This is a genomic window from Actinoplanes sp. DH11, from assembly GCF_020873875.1.
Taxonomy (GTDB): Bacteria; Actinomycetota; Actinomycetes; order Mycobacteriales; family Micromonosporaceae; genus Actinoplanes.
Genome location: NZ_JAHWGU010000003.1, coordinates 1 through 20,399, shown reverse-complemented (window position 1 = coordinate 20,399; position 20,399 = coordinate 1). Strand labels below are relative to the sequence as shown.

The following is a 20,399-nucleotide window of genomic DNA, read 5'->3' as shown; positions in this document are numbered from 1 at the left end:
CGCGGAATATTCGCACCCGCGCGCTGGGTGCGGGCCGGCGGAGATGGCGGAGTGCTAACTGACGGCAGTACTGGTGATCCACGCCGGTAGTCGCCGCCGACGCTCCGCGCGGTAGGCCGTGGTTGCTGCCTGGGGCGCCTCGACCAGCAATGACAACACCAGCGATGGTGACGCGAACGAAACTCTTCCAGCTCCCTGCCGTTCCACCAGCGAAATCACTGGCATTGAACCGACCGGATAACGCGTCGGACCCCGGCGCTGAGCACGTATGTTGCGGCAATGGATCAGCACGTCGACCTGCGGCTGCTGCAGGTGCTGGGCGACATGACGGCGTCGTCGCATCTGATGCAGGCCGACGAGGTGGCGCCGAAGGTGGACTCAGCGCTGTCGCGGCTCGGCATGGGCGCCACGATGTATCTGATTGATCACGAGCAGGTACTGCTCAACGTACTGCCGGTGCCGGGCCAGCACGCGCCGTCGTCGATCCCGGTTGACGAATCCGTGCCGGGCCGCTCCTACATGCTGGTGCAGCCGGAACCGGACCCGCAGCACCCGAGGCGCTTGTGGGTGCCGCTGCTCGACGGCACCGAACGCTTCGGCGTGATCCGGTTCGCTCTGCCCGGCAATGCCGACCCGCGAGACAGCGGATGGCAGCAGCGATGTGAGCTGGTCGCCGGCCTGGCCGCGCACCTGGTGCACTCCAAGATGTTCGCCGGCGACATCCTGCCAGGAACCCGACGGGCCCAGCCGATGACGGTCGCGGCCGAGCTGATGTGGCAGATGCTGCCGCCGCTGACCTCCAGCCACGAACGGCTGGCGCTGACCGCGATCATCGAGCCGTGCTACGACATCGGCGGCGACGGCTACGACTACGCCGTCGACGGCGACACCGCCTGGCTGGTGCTGCTCGACGCGATGGGCCGCGGCTTGACCGCTGCGGTGGCCTGCTCGGTGGCGCTGTCGGCAATCCGGGCCACCCGCCGCGCCGGCGGTGACCTGCTCGAGCAGGCACGCGCCGCCGACGAGAACCTCGTCGAGCAGTTCGGGCCCACCGGCCGGGCCCGGTTCGTCACCGGCCTGCTGGCCCAGTTCGACCTGGAAACCGGCCACGTGCGCTACATCAACGCCGGCAACCCGCTGCCCGTGATCCTGCGCGACGCCGACCTGCTCGGCGTCGTGACCGGCGGCGCCCGCGTCCCTCTGGGCCTACGTTCCACCTCCGACATCCGCGTCGGCGAGAAGCAACTGCAGCCCGGTGACCGGATGCTGCTGCACACCGACGGCGTCATCGAGGCCCGCGCTACCGATGGCAGTCTGTTCGGCGCCGCCCGGCTGACCCAACTCGCCACTGAATGCGAAAAGGCCCGCCTGCCGGCGCCGGAAACGCTACGCCGACTATCCCTCGCCGTCGCCGAGCACCGCGGCGGACCACCGAGCGACGACGCCGCGATGGTCCTGGTCGAATGGTCGGCCGCCGCCGCACAGCGCACCTCAGTAGGGCCACCATTCCCCACACCTCCGGACGAAAGCGAAGAACGGTCATGAACCGGTCGGGACTGACAGTCACCAGCGCCGACGTCACCGCGGACGTCACCGTGATCAATATCGTCGGAGAACTCGACATCCGCACAGAGGAACTTGTCCGCGCCCAGGCCAGCGCGCTGTGGGACCGCGGCCGAGCCCACTTGGTGTTCGACATGGCCGGCCTGACGTTCTGCGACTCCACCGGTATGGGCACCTTCATCGATCTGGCGCAGGGCGCACGTGAACAGCACGGATGGATCCGCCTGGCCGCCCTCAAACCGTTCGTCCTGCAGTCATTCCATCTGCTCCACCTGGACCAGGTCCTCGACCTCTACGACACCACCGACAACGCCCTCACCTAGTCTTGATCTTGCGACCGGGCTGCCTGGCATGCCGGTCAGGTCGCCGGCGATTCAACCGTCGGAAATCCCAGTTCGGCCGGGTGAGCGGTGTGGGAACCCGGTTCAACAGTCCGGTCTTGTCCGAAGATCTGCCCGGCCCGGTCGCCACCACCGTGTCGGCAGGCTGTCACCAGCTTCCTATCGAGGGCACCGCACAGATGGTCACCGGCGCCGACGACGACGTGATCCGACAAGGCATCGATTCCGCCGGCCGAGGCGATCAGTGCCACCACCGGGAAACGCACGGGGAAGGGATCCACGCCGGCGATGGACCGATCCAGCTCCACCGCGCCGGACAGCCGCTCGCCATGAACTTCGGCGGCACCGCCGGTGTCGGGCATATCGCTCACTTTACGCATGGCCACCACGCTCCAAGTCACCTAGCTACGCCATCACAACCACCAGCCGTTAGGTCCCGGCGAACGACAACCGGCCCGCCCGCTCGCTCGCACCATACGGGCGCCTGCGCAGCCGCCTGCCGCGCTCGCTGCCACAAGTGCTGGTAAGCGCCGATCACTCTCGCCGCCACCGTCCGTACGGGACAAAGCGCGGGAGGTGTGGAACCACACCCAGCTACAGCGGGTCACCGAACTGCTGTGGGACGTTGCCGCACGGCACCGGCGTCAGACCCGTCCACGACGGCTGGCGGGTGCGGTAGCCGATCGGCGACCCAGCGCCCAGATCCGCAGCCCGGCTGATGGCCGTGCTGCGGCGCGCCCGACTCGGCACCTGCTACCGGATCGTCTCGCTGCCCCACCAGTGGAGCGCCTCGATCTGCGCGAGCGCGTCGATGGCCTCATCGATCTGATCGGGGCCGGGGACCAAGAACTACTTCGGCGCCTGCTGAGCGACACCCTGATCTCCGGCAGATCAGGGCGATCGGCCCGGGACAGGGCCTTTCGCGCGAAGCCGGCGGCGCGGCCGGGATGGCAGCCACGACGCCGTCCGCGTCTGCTCAGACGAGGGAGTTCGGTGCGCCGGCGTGCCGGTGCTGCTCGTCCGGGCTGCGTTTCAGGCCCACCGGGTACGGCCGGTTGCGCGCCGGCCGGCGCCGCGCGAGGGTGCCCGCGATCGCGACGCCCGCCGCGATCAGGACCAGGTTCTTGACGATGAACTGGCCCTCCAGCGTGAGCACGCCCGGTGCCTTCCACGTCAGTTGCGGGAAGAGGATCAGTGGTGTCAGCGTGCCGGCCATCTGGAGCAGCAGCGCCACCAGCGTCGTGCGCAGCAGCAGGCCCAGCAGCAGGCCGACACCGATCGAGAACTCCAGCACCGCCAGCAGCGACGTCGCCGGCTGGCCGGTGAGCACGCCGAAGGTGAGCGCGCCGATCGTGTCCTGGGCCAGCGTGTCGACCGGGCTCAACCCCGGTTTGAGTTTGGGTATCGCGAACCAGACGAAGACGACGCCGAGGCTGAGCCGTAACAGCAGCAGCCCGTGGCGCTGGGCGAAGCGGACGGCGGTGTCCTCGATCAGTACGGCACGGTTCATCAACGAGCGCATGGTGGGTCTCCTTCGAGAAGGGGCCGCGGCCGCCCCCGTTCCGTGTCGGCCGCGGCCCGGATGACGGTCAGGATTCGGTGAGCAGGGTGGCGAAGACGTGGTCGGCGAGCCGGTACGCCACCGGCTGCGCCTCGTCGGCGTCCCAGGAGTAGTGGACGCCCAGGTAGATGCGGCTGCGGCCGTTCTCCTTGCCGGCGCCGGAGAACGTGGTGAACCCGCGTTTCACGCCGGCGGCGAACGGGTCGTCGGTGGACAGCTCGAACGTCTTGTCGTCGGTGCCGAAGTAGTTCGCCATCATCCGGGCGTGTGCCGCGCCGAACGTGGCGTGCCCGGAGACGTACGCGGGGAACGGCGGCGAGAACCGCGCGCCCCCGTAGTCGATGGACAGCGGCTGCCAGAGCGGGTCGGCGGCCACACCGGGGTTGTCCACCAGGGCGGCGAGGCGGATGGCCGTGTCGGGACGCCACAGGTCCAGTTCGGTGGCGTACTTCGCGTCCCAGGCCACCACTGCCGCATCGGCCATCACGATCGCGACGAGCGCGAACAGGCGCGCGGTCGCGGCCAGGTCCAGGCCTTCGTCGGTGGCCAGCACCCGGCTCATGGTGAACAGCTGGCCCGGCGGCTTGTAGGTGCCGTCGAGGTCGTTGGCCCAGAAGTGCGCGATCTCGGTCTGCTCGGCGGTACGGGTGACCGAGTCGAAGCGGCCCAGCTCCTTCACCTCGTTGACCTGCGCCGCGTACTCCTGCGAAGTCAGCAGCGACGCCACGTCGGCCGCGCCGGCCGGCAGCGGCGGCCGGAACGTGGCCAGCCAGCTCTCCAGCGGCCCGCCCCGCAGCGAGAACGGCCGCACCCGGCCCCAGTTCGGGGTCACCGGCTCGATCGCCGGGTTCGCCGGGCGCCACGCTCCCGGCGCCGTGCCCGGCCGGTACGGGGTCGCGTCGTCGTGCCGGTCGGCGCTGCGGTCGGCCAGGATCGCCAGCGCGGCGCTGGTACCGATGCGCCGGCCGGCGAGCACGGCCCGGCGCTTCGCGCCCGGCGCCGGCAGCGCGCCTTCACGCTGCGCCAGCTGGGCGTCGAACGTCGCGGACTGCTCCGGGAAGAGCGCGCTCAGCACCCGGTGCGCGGCCCGGTGCACCGCCGCCTCCTTGTTCTCCGTCCCGGCCGCGTCCAGACCGGCCAGGTACGGTGCGTGCGTCGGGGTGATCGCCATGATCGCGTCGTGGACGGCGATGTGCAGGATGGCGCCCGCGCGGGCGATCGGTCCCGGTGCGCCGCCACGCACCCGGACGGCTTGCAGGAAGGTCTCGTTCCAGTCGAGCACGGCGTTCATCTGTCCTCCTCGGGCTGATGCTTCGACTCTGTGGCCGGGCACGTCCCCGGGTGCAGAGGTGGATGTCCCGGGAACCCGGGTGGTCCGCCCGGCCGCGCTCACCGCAACGGCCGGGCTGCCCGGGCGGCTGTCCCGGCCGGGTGGGGCGGATGTCCTGCTCGACGGGACACCGGGCACGGGACGATGAACGTCACCAGCAGAGTTCGGCCTGGTGTCGGATCGCCGCACAACGCTTCGACGCCACGGCACCGTGGCCTACGCTTCGGCCGTTGCACACGGCACCGCATACCGCAGGCCAGACGGCTTCACATGCGGAGGTTGACATGAGCCAATCAATCGCCACCGACTTCATCGGCATCGACATCCCGGGCGTGACCGTCCACTTCTACTCCTCGGTCACCGCCCTGCGCGCCGGCCTCGTCGCCAACCCCGGCGAGGTGCGGGAGTACTTCGATCGGGACGGCTACCGGCTGACACCGCGCTTCGACACCGAAGGGCGGGTCACCGAGATGCTCCGGACCACCTCGCAGGTGCCGGAGGACGTCCTGCAGGCACGCCTCGACGGGGTCATCGCCAACAGCAGGCGCCGCATCGAGGACATCCTCGTGACCGGCGTGCACGCCGCCGACCGGACCAGCCTGGACACGGCGGCTGCCATGCTCGAGAAACTCGCCGACGCGTCGTTCGCCGACCGGTACCGGTTACTGGAACAACCACCGTTCGCCGACACCGGTCAGCCCGGTATCGGGCGGCCCGGGCGCCACGATCGCGGCGCCATCCACAACTGTCTCGCGCACGCCCGCTGCTGGTAGCGCGCGACCCGCCATGCGCGAACATCTCCGCTCGCTCAGGTCGGTTCGCGGGGCGCTGACCGCCACCGCCGTCGTCGCCGGCATCGCGCTAGTCGTCGCCGGCCAGGTGACCGGCGCCGGCCGCCCCGCCGCCGACGAGGCGCTGCTGACCGCGCCCATCGCCCTCTCGTTCACCCTGATGGGCGCGCTGGTGCTCGTCGGGGTGGGCGGACACGTCGTCGGCCGGCTGATGATCCTGGCCGGCCTGGCCGCCTGCGTCGCCCTGCTGGGCGCGAGCTGGTCGACCGCGCTGCCGGCGGCGTGGCTGAGCCAATGGTCGTGGTGGCCGCCGTTTCCGCTGATCTTCCTGGCCCTGCTGTACTTTCCCGACGGCAGGCTGCCGTCGCCGCGGTGGCGGCCACTGGCGGCGGTGATCGCCCTGGCCGGTGGGCTCGCCACCGCCGGCTTCGCCACGGCGGCGCTCCACGCCCCCCGCACGCTGCTCACCGAGATCGACACCCCGGTGCCGGAGGCGGCCGGACTGCCGCTGCGCATCGCCGGCCTCAGCTTCCTCACGGCGACCGCCGGGCTCCTCGGCGTCCTGTGGTCGCTGGCGGCACGCTGGCGCCGCGCCGACGACGAGACCCGTCATCAGCTGATGTGCCTGCTGCCCGCGGGCGTGCTGATGGTGATCGGCTTCGGGTTGAGCACGGCCGGCGTGTCCGGCGCCTGGGCGGTCGCCGCGATGACGGTCCCGATCGCGATGACGGTCGCGGTGCTGCGCTACCACCTCTACAACCTCGACACGATCGTCAGCCGCGCCCTCGTCTGGTCGATCATGAGCCTGCTCGTGGTGGCCGGCTACGTGCTGATCGTCGCCACGGTCCGGCAGATGTTCGTGGCACGGACCGACGCGCACGCGTCGCTGGCGGCGACCGGAGTGATAGCCGTGGCGTTCGAGCCGCTGCGCCGCCGGGTGCAGATCGTGGTGAACCGGCTGCTGTACGGGGACCGCGACACCCCGTACAAGGTCGTCGCGCAACTCGGCGACCTGCTGGGGCGCACCATCGAGCCGCGTGCCGTGCTGCCGTTGCTGACCAGCACCGTGGCCCGGTCGTTGCAGGTCCCGTACGTCGCGGTCGAGCTCGCCGAGGACGGGTACTCTCGCCGGCACGCCGAACACGGCACGCCGTCCACCGCGGTGGAATCCTTCGACATGGTCGCCCACGGGCAGCAGGTCGGCCGGCTGCTGGTCGCCACCCGCAGCCCGGGCGGCCGCTTCAGCCGCCGCGAATGCCGCCTGCTGCAAGGGGTCGCGGTGCACGCGGCCGTGGCGGCCGAGGCGACGAAACTGGTCCGCGACCTCCAGCATTCCCGGCTGCGGCTGGTGCGCGCCCGGGAGGAGGAGCGGCGCAAGCTGCGGCGGGACCTGCACGACGGGTTGGGGCCAAGTCTCGCGGGCATGTCGATGCAGGTACGGGCCGCGCAGAAACTCGTACCCGATCAGTCCCGGGTCCGGCAGATCCTCACCTCCCTCGCCGGCGATCTGAAGTCCTGCACCGCCGAGGTGCGCGAACTCGTCGACCAGCTGCGCCCGCCGGCGCTGGACAACGGCCTGGAATCCGCGCTGCGTGCCGAGTGCCGGCGCTTCGACGGCGCGGACCTGTCCGTGCGGCTGCACCTGAGCGGGGATCTGGAGACGCTGCCGGCCGCCGTCGAGGTGGTCGTCTACCGCACCGTGGCCGAGGCGCTGACCAACGTGGTCCGGCACGCGGAGGCGTGCGTCTGCGACGTGGCCGTCGAACGGTCGGCCGCGGCGCTGACCGTGCGGATCACCGACGACGGCGTCGGGATGGACCGGCCCACCCGGCCCGGCGTGGGCCTGGCCTCCCTGCGCGAGCGGGCCGCCGAGCTGGGCGGCCGGTGCACGATCACCGCGTCGCCGCCCGGCGGGACCGCCGTCACAGCCACCCTGCCGCTGGTCCCGATGGCCGTCCCGGTGGCCCCGTGAGCGACGGCCTGCGGGTGCTCATCGTGGACGATCACCCGGTCGTACGCCGGGGCCTGCGCACCATGCTCGAAGACGAACCCTGGGTCGCCGAGGTGGTGGAGGCGGCCGGGGTCGACGAGGCGGTCCGGCAGGCCGTCACCCGGCAGGTGCACGTCGTGGCCATGGACATCAGCCTGCCCGACGGCGACGGCATCGAGGCGACCCGCCGGATCCTGCAGGCCCGCGCCGAGGTCGCCGTCGTGATCCTGACCATGGCGGAGGACCAGCATCTGGTGACCCGGGCGCTGCGGGCCGGTGCCCGGGGCTACGTCCTGAAAGCGACCGACCCGGACGCCGTGATCGACGCCCTGCGCACCGTGGCGGCCGGCGGGATCGTGCTGGGCCCCGCCGTCGGCGCCGCGATGCTGGCCTCGCTGCGGCACGACCCCGGCCGCCTGCCTGCCCCGTTCGACCAGCTCACCACGCGGGAACGCGACATCCTGACGCGGCTGGCGGCCGGTGACAGCAATGCGCGGATCGCGCGGCGGCTGGGGCTGTCGGAGAAGACGGTACGCAACCAGTTGACGCCGATCTTCACGAAGCTGGGGGTGTCCGATCGGGTGCAGGCGGCCCTGCTGGCCCGCGACGCCGGCCTGACCGACTGAGCGCCGATACGGCCAGTATTCGGTCATGATCCGGACCGCGGCGATCGCCGGAAGCGTGGGCTGCGAGAAGCCGTCGCGTACGCCGCCGACAAGAGCCCCGTGGTCGTGCGGGTCGGCCGCGTCTATCGTGCGTGGATGACCGTCGCCTTCGACCGGCCGGTACGCGACATCACCGTCCGAGCCGGCACGCAGACCAACTGTGGCGGGTTCGCCCAGATCTCCGCCGACCTCGAGCCGGCCGAGCAGTTCGCGTTCGTCGACGCCCACGACCCGCAGCGGACAGGCAGCCGCGACCAGGATCTGATCGATGCCTGTGTGACCGCGGTGCGCCGCGGCGTCGTCGAAGAATTGACCAGCATCGGACAGGGTGAGCTGCCGGCGGTCCTGTTCGTGTTGCGGCGGGTCCTGGCGCACGAGGTCGACTCGGTGGGCTTCCGGAACGTGGAAGCCGGTCGGAAGGCCGTCATCGAGGCGGTTCGCCGGCTGAGCGAAGCCTCCTGACGTCTGGGCTCGATCATGACGGTCGGCCGGGCCGGCTGATCCTGCAGGTCATTCGACACGAGGTTTGCTCGCTGACTGGATCCTTGACAGGACCACGCCGGCCAGGCGGGCGTTGCCGTCGTCGTACGGGTGGACGAACGCGACGTCGAGATTCGCCCGGGCCGCGCGGGCCGCCGCCGGGATCGTGAGGTCGGCGGCCTCCGACAGGCAGGCCTCGTACCGTTGTGGGGTGTCGGCGCTCACCCCGTACCGTTCCCGGCCGTTCTTGGCGTGAGCCCGGCCAGCAGCAAACCCGTGGCGTGGGCGGTGACTCTTCGATTCCCATGGTCCCCTGCGGGGTCCGCACGGGTCGCTGCCGGACGAACTGCCACCGCACGGGTCGTTACCTACCGGACGAACTCCATTTCGGGGAACCGCGGGTGCGGGGCACGAAGCAGCCGGCCGTCCCGGTGACGCAGGTGCTGATCGAAGAACGCCCGGAGGTAGGTGCGCTGGACCGTGACCGACCTGTGCGGGTCCAGGGTGCCGGTCAGTTCGGCCACCTGCTCGGGGGTGAGGCCCAGGATCGGCGCAGCCTGCGGGTAGAAGACCTGACCGTCGTTGAAGGATCCGTGGACCGCGCCGCTCAGCTTCAGCTGACGTTTCCAGCCCCGCTGGTTCGCCCAGAACGTGTTCCAGGTGGGATCTTCGGCATCGGTGCCGTGGTCGCTGCTCACCAGCAGGAACGGACGGCCGGAGCCCGCGGTGGCGCCGGCACCGACGAGGGTGCCGTCCAGGTTGACGCCGGCCTTGACGCGCGGGTCGTCGTGCATCGTGGCGGCGGCGGTGCTGCCACCGAGGGAGTGGCCGAACATGCCGATGCGATGCAGATCGAACGCGCCCCGCAGCCCGGCGGGGAGCCGGCGATTCCCGGCGTCCGGATTGCGGCCGGCGTTGATGGCGGCCAGCTGGTCGAGGACGAACCGGGTGTCGGCCGCGCGGACCGCGGCGGCCTGGGCGATGACCTGGTCGTCGATCTCCTGCGGAATGGTGGAGACTTCGACCCGCCCGCCGGGGAACTCGACCTCGGAGGCGTCGTGGGTGTGGTCGATGGTGACGACGATGTAGCCGTGACTGACCAGTTCCTCGACCAGGGCGGTGCTGGTGCCGCGGTCACCGCCGAGGCCGGGCGAGTAGAGCACGACCGGGTGGCCGCCGGTCTTCCGGTCCACCGGTGCGCCCGCCCGGCCGTGCGTGTTCGTTGCGCGCACCATGTCGGCGGGCAGGCCGAAGACCTCGGTGAAGTGGGGTACCGCACCCGGTGACAGCCACGGCGCCGCCGGGTAGCCGCGGCTGTTCTGTGCCGGGTACCAGATCTGGGCCATGATCTCGCGGGTCGGGTGGGACGGGACCCACGGGTCGGTGCGCGCGGAGTCGATCAGGTGCAGCGAGACGGTGCCGAGGCGTCCGGAGCCGGTCGGCGCCGGGAGCGTGAAGCTGTCGGGGCCGGCGGGCGGCGGTGTCGCGGGCTGGGACAGCGCGGCGACGGGTGCGGCGGCGGCCATCAGTCCGAGGCCGGAGGTCAGCGCGGCGGCGGCCAGCAGCCAGCGGCGACGTCGTGATGGCCGTACGGTGGCCGGGGAGTTGTCGGTCATGGTGGGGTCCTTTTTCCTTCGTTCGCGGCTGCCGGGGTCGGTGATCACGCTGCCGGGATCCGGGCGCGTTGTCGGTGGGGCGGGCAGCCGGTTCGGGGTGGGGTTTTCCGCACCCCGGGCGGAAGGGTTGCCTCATGGCCGGCCTGCCGCGGGGTGTCTACCGTGATCACGTGATCTCGACAGAAGCGGCCGTTCCCCGACTGCGCGGCAGAGCGCTCACCACGGCGCTTGGCGCCCTGTGGTCGCCGCGCAGCTGGCGTGCCACCGCCCATGCGCTCGTGGGGCTGCCGGCCGGCGTGGTCAGCTTCGCGCTGACCTGTGGCCTGCCGGTCGGTGTCGGCTACAGCGCGGGGTGGAGCCTGCTCTACGCCCCCGGCAGCGACTGGGCGTCGACCACCGCTCTCGTGGTGCTGGCCGTGGTCCTCCCCCTGCCGCTGCTGGTGGCCGTGCCGGGTCTGACCGCGCTGCACCGCAGGCGCTTCCGGTCGCTGCTCGGCGTCACGATTCCGCCGCTGCCGCGCCGGGACGGCACCCTGCCCCGCCGGTTGCTCGGTGAGCTGGGCACGTCCGCCCTGTGGCGACAGATCGCCTACCACGTGCTGGCACTGTTCATCGGCACGGTCGGGGCCGCCGTGACGGCGGCCTTCTGGCTGGCCGGGATCGGGATGGGCGTGGTCCTCGCCCTGCAGCTCACGGGAGTCTGGGACAACGAGCGGCTGCCGTCGGCCAGCAGTGGGCTGAACGTGCTGGTGCCGGCGGCGCTGCTCGCCGCGCCGTGGGTGGCCCGGGGCGTGGCCCGCGTCGACACGGCCGCGGCCCGGGCCCTGCTCGGCCCGAGCCGCAGTGAGGCATTGTCCGTACGGGTGGAGTCGCTGGCCCGGAGCCGGGCCGACATCGTGGCCGCCACCGACGCCGAACGCCGCCGGATCGAACGCGACCTGCACGACGGTGCCCAGCAACGGCTGGTCTCCCTCGCGATGAACCTGGGCATGGCCCGCGCCAACCTCACCGACACGCCCGAACCCGCCCGGCGCGCCATCGCGGCCGCCCATGACGAGGCCACCGAGGCCCTCGCCGAGCTCCGGGAGTTCGTCCGCGGCCTGCACCCGGCCGTGCTCAACGACCGGGGTCTCGACGCGGCCCTGTCCGGCATCGTGGCCCGCGCGCCGCTACCGGTGCGGCTGACCGTGGCCGTGCCGTCGCGTTGCTCGCCGGTCATCGAGGCGATCGCCTACTTCGTCGTCTCCGAAGCCCTCACCAACATCGCCAAACACGCTCACGCCCACCACGCCGAAGTCACCGTCGAACACGCCACCGGCCGGCTCCGCGTGGTGGTCACCGACGACGGCCAGGGCGGTGCCACCCTCGGCCGTACGGTGAACGGTGACGGCACCGGCCTGCGCGGGCTCGCCCAGCGTGCCGCCTCGGTCGACGGCACGTTCGCCCTGCACAGCCCCTCCGGCGGCCCGACGACCATCACCGTGGAGCTGCCGTGCGAATCGTGATCGCCGAGGACTCGATCCTGCTCCGGGCGGGCCTGACCAAACTGCTCGCCGACGGCGGTTTCGACGTCGTCGACGCCGTGGGCGACGCCGAGCAGCTTCTCCGCGCGGTCGGCGAGCATCGTCCCGACGTGGCCCTCATCGACGTACGGATGCCACCCACCCACACCGACGAGGGGATCCGCGCCGCCCTCGTCATACGCCACCAGTACCCCGGTGTCGCCGTCCTCGTCCTGTCCCAGTATGTCGAGGAGCGCTACGCCACCGACCTGCTGTCCATTCGGACCAGCGGCGTCGGATACCTCCTCAAGGACCGCGTCGCCCACGTTTCCGACTTCCTCGACGCCCTGCGCCGGGTCGCCGCCGGCGGTACCGTGCTCGACCCCGAGGTCGTCGCCCAGCTACTTGTCCGTCACCGTGACAACCCCATCGACCGCCTAACCCCGCGCGAACAGGAGGTGCTGCGGCTGATGGCCGAGGGCCGTTCCAACAACGGCATCGTCGACGCGCTGCGGGTCAGTCACAGCGCGGTCGAGAAATACATCAGCAGCATCCTCACCAAACTCGACCTTCCGCCCACCGACACCGACCACCGCCGCGTTCTCGCCGTCCTGAAGTTCCTGGGTAGCTGATCGGCACCGAGCTCCCGCCACCGCACCGCATCCCACCGGTGTACGAGAGATGCTTTCACGGAGCCCGGCGCTGATTGATTACGTTGGATGCGCGGACGCCAGGACAGCGATAACCCTCATCTCCATCGCCATCTCCGTCGTCTCGCTGATCGTCTCCGGGACGCTCGCGCTCCGGCCGACGCTCAGCAGTTCATCTTCGACAAACTTCCCCGGCAACCGGTCCAGCCGTACACGGACCTGCCGCTGGAGGTCCGGGCCCAACTGCGCAACGCGTACGCCGGGCCGGCGCACACGTCCCGTCCAGCGCCGCCCGAGCCCGCCGCGGCGCCGCGACCTCGCACGGAGCAGCAGCCGAACCAACGGGCGGGAGGACTGACGAGGGCGGCCGGCGGAACCGAACACCCTGCGTGCCCCACTCAGCGTGCACGTTATATGCGGCATGAGAGTGCGTGTCGAGACCGGGTGAGTGCTGAGCCGCCTCGGGCCCGGCATAGTCTCCCACCATGCGGTTGGGGCGGTCTGCGGAAGCGTTCACCATCACGGTCGACGACGAATAGTTGGCCGAGCTCAGGAACAGACTCGGCGACCGGCGCCTCAAGTGGATCTGGGACAGGGGAGCCCATCTGTGGCTCTTCCGGTCCGGCCTGGCCAAGATCCGGATCAGCAGCCCCTCGCGCGTGCCGGCGCACCTCCGCGGCCGGCTCACCGGCGACGGGACGCTGACCGGCACGCTCGGTGCCGTACTCCTGGGGCGCGCGCAGAGCGGGACGGGCGGCTGCCCCGTAGTCGACTCCCTACTCGCCGGGGGCGGCACGGTACAGATGATGGACGACATAGACGTAGGCCATTGGCAGCAGAATGGACACCAAGATGACGTAGCCGGCGGGCAGGAATCGGGTGAGCTGGGCCAGTGCCGCCGCGATGAGCAGCGCCACCACCGCCCCGAGGAGCAGGAGGCGCGGAAACGCCCGCTTCACCGGCATGTCGGCCAGGAACAGCCGGATGACGACGACGATCACGAGTGAGGGGACGGCGACGGCTGTGCCCACTGCCAGGATGGGCATACCGTCGGACGGGAGCAGCGGCAGCTCGTACCGGTCAGCGATGTGGAAGAAGATGTAGGACAGGAAGCACCACCCGGGCGCCCAGCTCGCCACCATGATGATGAAAAGGTTGAGCCGCACCGGGTCGGTCCGGTCGTCGACGTCCTCAGGCCGGTTGTCCAGCAACCCCGGCCGCGACGGCGGAAGAGGCTCGAGGAACCACCCCCCGAAAGCGGAGAGAAGAGCCGGCCCGACCAGAACACAGCCTAAGAACACGCCGTACAAGTAGCCGGGATCACTCCCGCTGACGCCCGGTGACGGCAGCGGTGCGATGGCAGCCAGCTTGACGGCGAAAAGACCAACAACCATGTGATACGCGAACAGGCCACCGACGACGATCCAACCGGCCCGCAGTCCCGCCCTGCGGCGGATGGCCACCGGGGTCTGGAGAACAGCGCCCAGCAGTAGCCAGGTCAAGGTCATCGGCACAATGACGTACCCGCTGGAGCGCAAAGCATCGCGCCAGGACGCCCACGGCTCACCCGCGTCCGCAAGGTCATGGAGAAACACCGCGACCCCGACACCGACAGCAATAGTGACCACGCCTGCCACCCCGCGCGCGATGCCGTTCACTACAGCGCCAGGCTCGCGGGCAGCTTTGTTCCTCTCCTGCGGCGGCACATAGTTCCTGGCCGACTCAGGCAGAACCGGCGGAGTCCACGGCCCGGCAGACTCTGTCTCCACCACCTCGCCGACTGCGGCCGGCGCCGGCGCGGGGGCCGAGGCGGCAGCCGGCGCGGGGGCCGAGGCGGCAGCCGGCGCGGGGGCCGAGGCGGCAGCCGGCGCGGGGCCGTCCGGAGCAGCGGGCGCCGATCCGGGAACAGCGCTGCGAAGGGGTCGTCGCATGCGGCGATCATAGATGCCGGCCGCACGCCGAATCGTCGCTCCGCTTCCGGGAACATGACAGCGGATCGACGTGACGTGTGGTCTTCTCGTCGCCGCGGGGAGCGTCAACGAACCCCTGCGCCTGCTCGGCGTTTTACTTCTGCAACCGGTCCGTAGCCTCGCCTACCGTTGGTGAGCCTCGGTGGCACGCCTCTCAGCGGTACGGGACCCGACGTACTCATCTCGCCGGATCCGCGCACTCGGAGGGCCCCGTTTTCGATACGACCGGCTGTGACGAAGGGTCGTCCGGCGTCACATCGACCACTACCCTTGGTCGCCGTGACGACGCTGGACGCTCCCCCCGAGCACCCCGAGACCGTCGCGACACCGAACCGCCGGCGTCGCCGGATCATCGGGATGCTGGTCTGGACGGCGCTGTTCGTTGTCGGGATCCAGTTCGTCGGCGTGCCGACCAGCGACCCGCTGATCGCGTTCGGCTGGCTGTGGCTGGCCACCATCGCGTGGCGTAACGACGAACCGTGGCGAACGCACCTGCGGTTCCCGCGCGACTGGCTGCCGATCTGCCTGCTGCTGGCCGTCTACAACATGTCTCGGGCCTGGGCCGACGGACTGGCCGAACCGCACGTCACCGAGCTCATCGCGTTCGACCGTTGGGCGTTCGGCTGGTTCACCGGCGGGCTCACCCCCACCGAATGGCTGCAGCAGCACCTCTGGCAGCCGAACGTGGTGCAGTGGTGGGAGGTGGTCGTCTCGATCGTCTACTTCTCGCACTTCCTGACCCTGCCGACGATCGCCGTGGTGCTGTGGATGCGGTCGCGGCCGCGGTGGGCCCGGTTCATGCGACGGTGGTTCCTGCTCAGCGTCTTCGGCCTCATCACCTACTTCGCCTACCCGGCGGCGCCGCCGTGGTGGGCGGACCAGTACCGCGGCCTCGTCGAGGCGACCCGCATCTCCACCAACGGCTGGAAGGCGATCGGCCTGGAGGGCGCCGGCAACACCCTGAACGCGTTGCAGGTGGAGACGGCGAACGATGTCGCCGCGATGCCGTCGCTGCACACCGCGTTCGCCTTCATGGCGGTCGTCTTCTTCCTGCCCGCAGTACGCCGGCGGTGGTGGCCACTGCTGCTCATGTACCCGCTGTCGATGACCTTCACGCTGGTCTACACGGCCGAGCACTGGGTGATCGACGTGCTGGTCGGCTGGGCGTACGTCGGCTTCGTCTTCCTGATCGGCGGAATCGGGGAACGGTGGTGGACCCGCCAGCACCCTGATCCAGTGCGGTAGAAATCCCGAAGACCCACGCTCGACGTGCCATGGCATAGCTGGGTGGCACTCAGTCGTGAGCGCTGCCGTCGCCGATGACCTTTCCACCGAGCCCGGACCGGGACGGTTCCTTGCCGGCGAGATCGTCTTCGAGCGCGTAGAGCGTCACGTGGGGGGCATCGGCAACTCCTCGGCGTCAGGAGACAGCGGCAGGACTGATATCGGCCACGCTCGATCAAGCAGCATAGGCAGGGTTTCCGGCCGTCGCTTCCGGGAGCCGCCACCCGAGGACGCCGCCACACGGCCGGACTGGTGAAATCGATTCCATGACGTGGTTCAGCGACAAGGATTTGCGCCGGGTGGCCGGGCCCACCTCCTACGAGCGGGGCACCGAGTACGTCGACGCGGTCAGCACCGTCGACGAATTCCCCGACGGCGTCGTCGCGTCCGTCGAGGGCACCGAGTCCCACCTGGTGCGGCTCGTCGACGATCACGGGCTGCGCGGTGAGTGCGGTTGCCCGTACGGCCGGGACGGCAACTTCTGCGAACACTGCGTCGCCGTCGGGTTGTCGCTGCTCGCTGCCCAGCCGGCCCGGCGGCGCCGACCCGCACCCGCCGTCGACCTGCGGGCCTACCTGACCTCGGTGGACCAGCAGAGCCTGGTGGACCTGGTGCTGGAGCTCGCCGCCGACGATCCCGCGCTGCACCGGCGGCTGTCGTTGAAAGCGGCCACCGCCGGCGAGCCCGACATCGCCCAGCTGCGCCGCTCGGTCGCCGGGCTGCGGGCGCGCGGCTTCCTGCCGTACGGGCGCAGCTTCGACTACGCGCGCAAAGCCGCCGAAGTGGGCCCGGCTGGCCGGACGTCCCGATTGCCGACTTCGCCGAGGCGCTCGGCGCCGACGGGCTCGCGGTCTACCGGCGGCTGCTCGCCGAACGGCCCGGCGAACCCATGGTCCGGATCCTGCTCGAGGACTTCCACAAAACGATCTCGCACGACACCGACGCGCTCGTCGCGCTGTACGCCGAGGACCTGCCGACGGCCTACCGCTACTGGCAGATCGGGGACGCGCTGCGCACCGCCGGCCGGCGCGACGAGGCCATCACGTGGCTGCGGCGCGGCCTGACCGAAGCCGCCCATCCGAACCAGCGCATCGACGACCTGCTGGCCACCCTGCTGACCGAGACCGGATCGCACGACGAGGCGGCCGGCATCCGGTGGCGGCTGTTCACCAGCTCACCGAGCCCGCGACGGCACCGGGAACTGCTCGACGCCGCCGAGCGGGCCGGCACCCTCGCCGGGACCGCGGAACGCGCCGACGCCCACCTGCACGAGCGGGCCGCGCGGGGCGGCTATCAGGCGGACCCGCTGGTCGAGGTGCTGCTGGCAGCCGGCGACGCGGACGCCGCCTGGGCGGCAGGTGTCCGCTACCGGTGCGGCCACGGCATCCTGTGGCGCCTCGCCCAGGACCGGGCGGCGACGCATCCGGCGGACGTCATCCCGGTGTACGCGGCCCAGGTCGAGCAGGAGATCGAGGGCAAGAACAAGAAGGCGTACGCGGAGGCAGCCCGGCTGATGTCCGCGCTGCGGGAGTTGCACGAACGGGCCGGCAGCACAGGGTTCGCCGACTACGTGGCCTCGGTGAAACAGCAGCATCGCCTGAAGCCGTCCCTGCTGGCCGCGCTCACGAAAGCGGGCCTGTAGGCGGCCCCGCGCGAGGCGGTCCCGCGACGACGCCCGCCGGAGCACCCGCGACCGGCGAGCCATCGGCGTCTTCCTGACGCTGGCCTTCGTAGTGTTCCTCGTGGAGCGGCCGCAGTGGTCCGGCGCCTTCTCGGGTACGCGGCACTGGGCATCGTCGTGGGGCGGATTCAGGCGGCCGTCGCACCACTGTTGGCACATATGTCAGCAGTTCAGTACCGCGCCCGGTGCTCCAGGTCTCCGAAGTCGGTGAGGAAACAGGCGACGTCATTGTCAGCGGTACAGCCGGCCCAGGTCAGATACCGTCCGTCCGCACCAAGCCGGAAGGCGACGAGGTTCGCGCCGCTCGCCGGGTCGGTGTAGACGCCGTAAGCCTCGTCGCTGTCGAACGACAGGTCGGCGATCAGGTCCTCCCGAGCCTCGTCATCCGTCAAGGCCTCGAACACCTCCGGCGAACCGAACGACCCGGCGCCGCCGTCGACCGGGTACACGTACGGCTCCCCGTTGCGCTGGGCCGGTCGCCAGCCGGCAACCGCTTGGGGATGCACGACCACCCGAGCCGCGATCATCAAGCCGTCGCGGTGCAGGATCTCAACGGGATAGGCACCGGGTGCCACAGTCTCGGAGAACGCCCACCGTGCGGCCTCACCAGCAGGAAAGCCGGTGCCTGGTTCAGCAGCGATGAGCCGGCCGCTCGGCAGAATCAGCCGCGCAGCGGGAGTGACCACAGCACCGGCCAGGAACCTGTCCCAGTCAAGACTCATGCGAGCCATGCTCCTGACCCTGTCAAGCCGCACCTCACGAATCCGGGCGGCCTGGTACCGGCTCGCTGGGACTCTCGCGGATCTGCTCAAGGGCGTCGAGCAGATCCGCCCATAACGTCTCCGCGGCCTTGCGGGTCTCGGATGCCAGGTTGCGGTGCACAACCCGCTTGGCATCAGCCAGACCAAGGCCGGTGCCGTCGGAAATGGCCTTGATCGCGAAGATCGGCGAATCAGTGCGCCGGAGCAGTTCCCTGGCTATGTCGTCAGCGTCAGCGCCGGCGGCGCGCATCGCTCGCGCCGACTCCGTCAAGAACAGAATCCGCGCGGCTCGCGCTGCAGCGTCGTTCATCCCAGGACTGTAGCGAGGTCGCCGAGTGCCGCAATCCAAACCCGTCCTTCACACAGCGTGCCCATCCGCGACCGGACGAGCGCGCATTCTCAGCGGCAGAAGAGGACGTTGAAACTCGTCCTAACGCGTGGCCGGGTGCAGGGCGCGTATGCGGATAAGGAAGCCGGCGAAATTTCGCTCTTCCAGGTCGTCATTCCACCTCTCAGCCGAGACGACGGATGTCACGAGCCCGGATCCGGCAACCGGCTCGGGCTCGAAGCGGCAATGCAACGTGGCGATCGAGATCACGGTTCCCTCCACCAGCGGAGCGTGCGGATCGCCGTGATGGTCTTCAATCGCATCGACGGTCGCGGCGACGCCGCCTTGGAGTACGGTGTCGAGCCACGCCAACTCGGCGGATTCCGGATGCCGCAACCGCCACGACACCTTGGCGCCCGCTGGGAAGGACGTGCCGCAGCATTCCATCTGCCAGCTGGCCATCCATACGCAAAGCTGCACAGCACAAGCCTGCCAGACGCGGCCGACGACTTCGGCGGCCCAGCATTGAACCCCAGATCGCCGCAGGAGCGAATGTCAAACGATGGGCGCCGTCACAGCCTGCGCGACTGATCAACGCTCGCCGGACAGAAGGTCACCCGATTTAAGCTGATTGCCACCCACGCCGGCGACGACCGCGTGCAGGCTGGACGGCTCGACTACGACGAGGTTGACCTCAAGCTCGTCGGAGCCATCTTCGCGAAGTACATGGTCAAATACGTCACCGGGCCGCGCCCAATGTCGGCTGTCATAGCCGGGCTCGCCTTCCAGCCGCCAGCCGTCACGAACCGCCTGGACGGCCACGACGAAGAAGCTGAGACGCTCGTTGCTCATGGACAGCATCATCCCGGCCCAACCCTACGAGCAGTCACTGGCCGGCCGGCGGCGGTGGGCACGATCCGCGGCAGAAGTGCTCGCTCACGGGCCGGCCGTCAGGTCGCTCGATCGCACTTTCTGACTGCGGCAGGGAGATCGTGTGGAGGTTTCGTGTGTGGCCTCCCGTGGGTTGCGACGGCGGTGCAAGATCGTCGCCATGGAGTTCCAGTGGGATCCGGTCGATCAGCCGACCGAGCCGTCCGCGACGGCAGCATGGAGCGGGCGCGGCTTGCTGCAGGCCGTTCTGAGTTGTGCCGGTTGGCTGCTGCTCATTCCCGCCTGGTGGCTCGCTGAGACGCCCGTGCTCGTCGGTTCGTTCGTCGGCTGGTGGATCTCGTTGTTAGCTGTGGTGTTCGCTGTACTCGTCTCGACTGCGGCGATCTTGATCGCCTGCGTACGCCGTTCATGGGGAGTCGCCGTGGTGAGCTTGTGCCTGGCCGCTGCCGCCTTTGTCGTCGTCTCGCGGCAGGATTCACAGGTCTACCCCGTTGACTATCGATATCGGCTGCACCGGGCCGCGCTCGCCGAACTGGCCCAGGACTACCGGGCCGGCCGCTTGAACGACGGGCTCACCCTGCCGTCCGACCTGCGATCCCTGTGCCCGTCCGGATTCGCGTACGCCAGTCAGACCGAGTTGTTCGTGCAGCTATGGCAGAACCGGCGACACGAGTCGGGCACAGGACTCGCGTATTTCGCCGACCCGCCTACCGAAAAGTCGGTCGTCAACACCGCCGACGGCGATCAGGGGTACCCGCGACGCGAGGTAGGCGACGGCTGGTGGTGGGTGGCGTAATGCCACAGCCGGCGACGAACTACTTTCGGCACGACCGTGCGTCGGCCGGCACCTGACCGAGCCTGACCCTCCTGTCGCCGCTTCCTGAAGAGTGACCCCGTAGGGATCCGGGAAAGTTGACCCCCTTCCTCCTTGATCTTGGAAGGGGTGTTGAAGGTGGAGGACTGGGCTGAGATCCGTCGGCTGCATCGGGCCGAGG

22 protein-coding genes are annotated in these 20,399 nt (G+C 70.2%); 12 read left to right on the top strand and 10 right to left on the bottom strand.

All coding sequences use genetic code 11. The annotated features are described in order from the left end of the window. The first annotated feature begins 279 nt into the window (after positions 1-279). Both LPA41_RS05175 and LPA41_RS05170 read left to right on the top strand, forming a co-directional pair. Positions 280-1,545 (top strand): PP2C family protein-serine/threonine phosphatase, encoded by a 1,266-nt coding sequence (locus tag LPA41_RS05175; protein WP_229068768.1) that lies wholly within the window; start codon positions 280-282, stop codon positions 1,543-1,545. Then, positions 1,542-1,886, top strand: a complete 345-nt coding sequence (locus LPA41_RS05170) for an STAS domain-containing protein (protein ID WP_229068767.1) — start codon at positions 1,542-1,544, stop codon at positions 1,884-1,886. The genes LPA41_RS05175 and LPA41_RS05170 overlap by 4 nt, the downstream gene beginning before the upstream one ends. A gap of 35 nt (positions 1,887-1,921) precedes the next feature. Here LPA41_RS05170 and LPA41_RS05165 read toward each other — a convergent pair whose 3' ends face one another. From LPA41_RS05165 to LPA41_RS05155, 3 genes are all read right to left on the bottom strand, one after another. After that, complete coding sequence (locus tag LPA41_RS05165; RefSeq protein ID WP_229068766.1) at positions 1,922-2,284, bottom strand: hypothetical protein; 363 nt, start codon at positions 2,282-2,284, stop codon at positions 1,922-1,924. A gap of 596 nt (positions 2,285-2,880) precedes the next feature. Next, positions 2,881-3,426: a DoxX family membrane protein gene (locus LPA41_RS05160; protein ID WP_229068765.1), complete on the bottom strand. Its 546-nt coding sequence runs from the start codon at positions 3,424-3,426 to the stop codon at positions 2,881-2,883. A 67-nt stretch (positions 3,427-3,493) separates the two neighbouring features. Further along, a complete protein-coding gene (locus tag LPA41_RS05155; protein WP_229068764.1) occupies positions 3,494-4,756 on the bottom strand; it encodes a vanadium-dependent haloperoxidase in 1,263 nt (420 codons plus the stop codon). Between the two features lie 58 nt (positions 4,757-4,814). Here LPA41_RS05155 and LPA41_RS41730 point away from each other — a divergent pair, with 58 nt between their 5' ends. The 5 genes from LPA41_RS41730 to LPA41_RS05135 all read left to right on the top strand — a co-directional run bounded on the left by LPA41_RS41730 (position 4,815) and on the right by LPA41_RS05135 (position 8,703). Beyond that, entirely contained in the window at positions 4,815-4,943 is a 129-nt protein-coding gene (locus tag LPA41_RS41730) for a hypothetical protein (RefSeq protein ID WP_255689276.1), read from the top strand. 136 nt (positions 4,944-5,079) lie between these two features. Next, on the top strand, positions 5,080-5,568 hold the full coding sequence (locus LPA41_RS05150; protein WP_229068763.1) for a hypothetical protein: 489 nt from the start codon (positions 5,080-5,082) through the stop codon (positions 5,566-5,568). Between the two features lie 13 nt (positions 5,569-5,581). Continuing rightward, a complete protein-coding gene (locus LPA41_RS05145) occupies positions 5,582-7,558 on the top strand; it encodes a sensor histidine kinase (protein WP_229068762.1) in 1,977 nt (658 codons plus the stop codon). Continuing rightward, the gene (locus LPA41_RS05140) at positions 7,555-8,202 is read left to right on the top strand and encodes a response regulator transcription factor (protein WP_229068761.1); all 648 of its coding nucleotides are present in this window, start codon (positions 7,555-7,557) and stop codon (positions 8,200-8,202) included. The genes LPA41_RS05145 and LPA41_RS05140 overlap by 4 nt, the downstream gene beginning before the upstream one ends. A 135-nt stretch (positions 8,203-8,337) precedes the next feature. Then, positions 8,338-8,703, top strand: coding sequence for a hypothetical protein (locus LPA41_RS05135; protein ID WP_229068760.1), 366 nt, complete (start codon positions 8,338-8,340; stop codon positions 8,701-8,703). Between the two features lie 48 nt (positions 8,704-8,751). Here LPA41_RS05135 and LPA41_RS05130 read toward each other — a convergent pair whose 3' ends face one another. Together LPA41_RS05130 and LPA41_RS05125 are read right to left on the bottom strand one after the other, a co-directional pair. Next, the gene (locus tag LPA41_RS05130) at positions 8,752-8,946 is read right to left on the bottom strand and encodes a hypothetical protein (RefSeq protein WP_229068759.1); all 195 of its coding nucleotides are present in this window, start codon (positions 8,944-8,946) and stop codon (positions 8,752-8,754) included. A 143-nt stretch (positions 8,947-9,089) separates the two neighbouring features. Continuing rightward, on the bottom strand, positions 9,090-10,337 hold the full coding sequence (locus LPA41_RS05125; protein WP_229068758.1) for a hydrolase: 1,248 nt from the start codon (positions 10,335-10,337) through the stop codon (positions 9,090-9,092). A 170-nt stretch (positions 10,338-10,507) separates the two neighbouring features. Between LPA41_RS05125 and LPA41_RS05120 the strand changes: the two genes are divergently transcribed. Together LPA41_RS05120 and LPA41_RS05115 are read left to right on the top strand one after the other, a co-directional pair. Further along, a complete protein-coding gene (locus LPA41_RS05120; RefSeq protein WP_229068757.1) occupies positions 10,508-11,842 on the top strand; it encodes a histidine kinase in 1,335 nt (444 codons plus the stop codon). Beyond that, on the top strand, positions 11,830-12,471 hold the full coding sequence (locus tag LPA41_RS05115) for a response regulator transcription factor (RefSeq protein ID WP_229068756.1): 642 nt from the start codon (positions 11,830-11,832) through the stop codon (positions 12,469-12,471). The genes LPA41_RS05120 and LPA41_RS05115 overlap by 13 nt, the downstream gene beginning before the upstream one ends. Positions 12,472-13,265: 794 nt before the next feature. Here the strand turns inward: LPA41_RS05115 and LPA41_RS05110 are convergent. Beyond that, positions 13,266-14,147 (bottom strand): hypothetical protein, encoded by an 882-nt coding sequence (locus LPA41_RS05110; protein ID WP_229068755.1) that lies wholly within the window; start codon positions 14,145-14,147, stop codon positions 13,266-13,268. A 669-nt stretch (positions 14,148-14,816) separates the two neighbouring features. Between LPA41_RS05110 and LPA41_RS05105 the strand changes: the two genes are divergently transcribed. Beyond that, positions 14,817-15,704, top strand: coding sequence for a phosphatase PAP2 family protein (locus tag LPA41_RS05105; RefSeq protein WP_229069126.1), 888 nt, complete (start codon positions 14,817-14,819; stop codon positions 15,702-15,704). A 928-nt stretch (positions 15,705-16,632) separates the two neighbouring features. Next, complete coding sequence (locus LPA41_RS05100) at positions 16,633-17,385, top strand: hypothetical protein (protein WP_229068754.1); 753 nt, start codon at positions 16,633-16,635, stop codon at positions 17,383-17,385. 209 nt (positions 17,386-17,594) lie between these two features. Here the strand turns inward: LPA41_RS05100 and LPA41_RS05095 are convergent, their stop codons facing one another. From LPA41_RS05095 to LPA41_RS05080, 4 genes are all read right to left on the bottom strand, one after another. After that, positions 17,595-18,146: a DUF4241 domain-containing protein gene (locus LPA41_RS05095; protein ID WP_229068753.1), complete on the bottom strand. Its 552-nt coding sequence runs from the start codon at positions 18,144-18,146 to the stop codon at positions 17,595-17,597. A 34-nt stretch (positions 18,147-18,180) separates the two neighbouring features. Beyond that, entirely contained in the window at positions 18,181-18,495 is a 315-nt protein-coding gene (locus tag LPA41_RS05090) for a hypothetical protein (protein WP_229068752.1), read from the bottom strand. A gap of 120 nt (positions 18,496-18,615) precedes the next feature. Next, positions 18,616-18,975 carry a DUF6578 domain-containing protein gene (locus LPA41_RS05085; RefSeq protein WP_229068751.1) on the bottom strand — a complete coding sequence of 120 codons (360 nt, stop codon included), beginning with the start codon at positions 18,973-18,975 and terminating at the stop codon, positions 18,616-18,618. A 129-nt stretch (positions 18,976-19,104) separates the two neighbouring features. Further along, complete coding sequence (locus tag LPA41_RS05080; RefSeq protein WP_229068750.1) at positions 19,105-19,365, bottom strand: hypothetical protein; 261 nt, start codon at positions 19,363-19,365, stop codon at positions 19,105-19,107. A 199-nt stretch (positions 19,366-19,564) separates the two neighbouring features. On the opposite strand from LPA41_RS05080, the gene LPA41_RS05075 reads away from it, so the two are divergent. Beyond that, on the top strand, positions 19,565-20,200 hold the full coding sequence (locus tag LPA41_RS05075) for a hypothetical protein (protein WP_229068749.1): 636 nt from the start codon (positions 19,565-19,567) through the stop codon (positions 20,198-20,200). The last annotated feature ends 199 nt before the right edge of the window (positions 20,201-20,399 follow it).

Bases quoted from the DNA above. Each gene is read 5' to 3' on its own strand.
- LPA41_RS05175 (WP_229068768.1), top strand. From the start codon at position 280: ATGGATCAGCACGTCGACCTGCGGCTGCTGCAGGTGCTGGGCGACATG.
- LPA41_RS05170 (WP_229068767.1), top strand. From the start codon at position 1,542: ATGAACCGGTCGGGACTGACAGTCACCAGCGCCGACGTCACCGCGGAC.
- LPA41_RS05165 (WP_229068766.1), bottom strand. From the start codon at position 2,284: ATGCGTAAAGTGAGCGATATGCCCGACACCGGCGGTGCCGCCGAAGTT.
- LPA41_RS05160 (WP_229068765.1), bottom strand. From the start codon at position 3,426: ATGCGCTCGTTGATGAACCGTGCCGTACTGATCGAGGACACCGCCGTC.
- LPA41_RS05155 (WP_229068764.1), bottom strand. From the start codon at position 4,756: ATGAACGCCGTGCTCGACTGGAACGAGACCTTCCTGCAAGCCGTCCGG.
- LPA41_RS05150 (WP_229068763.1), top strand. From the start codon at position 5,080: ATGAGCCAATCAATCGCCACCGACTTCATCGGCATCGACATCCCGGGC.
- LPA41_RS05145 (WP_229068762.1), top strand. From the start codon at position 5,582: ATGCGCGAACATCTCCGCTCGCTCAGGTCGGTTCGCGGGGCGCTGACC.
- LPA41_RS05135 (WP_229068760.1), top strand. From the start codon at position 8,338: ATGACCGTCGCCTTCGACCGGCCGGTACGCGACATCACCGTCCGAGCC.
- LPA41_RS05125 (WP_229068758.1), bottom strand. From the start codon at position 10,337: ATGACCGACAACTCCCCGGCCACCGTACGGCCATCACGACGTCGCCGC.
- LPA41_RS05105 (WP_229069126.1), top strand. From the start codon at position 14,817: ATGCTGGTCTGGACGGCGCTGTTCGTTGTCGGGATCCAGTTCGTCGGC.
- LPA41_RS05100 (WP_229068754.1), top strand. From the start codon at position 16,633: ATGGTCCGGATCCTGCTCGAGGACTTCCACAAAACGATCTCGCACGAC.
- LPA41_RS05095 (WP_229068753.1), bottom strand. From the start codon at position 18,146: ATGAGTCTTGACTGGGACAGGTTCCTGGCCGGTGCTGTGGTCACTCCC.
- LPA41_RS05090 (WP_229068752.1), bottom strand. From the start codon at position 18,495: ATGAACGACGCTGCAGCGCGAGCCGCGCGGATTCTGTTCTTGACGGAG.
- LPA41_RS05085 (WP_229068751.1), bottom strand. From the start codon at position 18,975: ATGGCCAGCTGGCAGATGGAATGCTGCGGCACGTCCTTCCCAGCGGGC.
- LPA41_RS05080 (WP_229068750.1), bottom strand. From the start codon at position 19,365: ATGAGCAACGAGCGTCTCAGCTTCTTCGTCGTGGCCGTCCAGGCGGTT.
- LPA41_RS05075 (WP_229068749.1), top strand. From the start codon at position 19,565: ATGGAGTTCCAGTGGGATCCGGTCGATCAGCCGACCGAGCCGTCCGCG.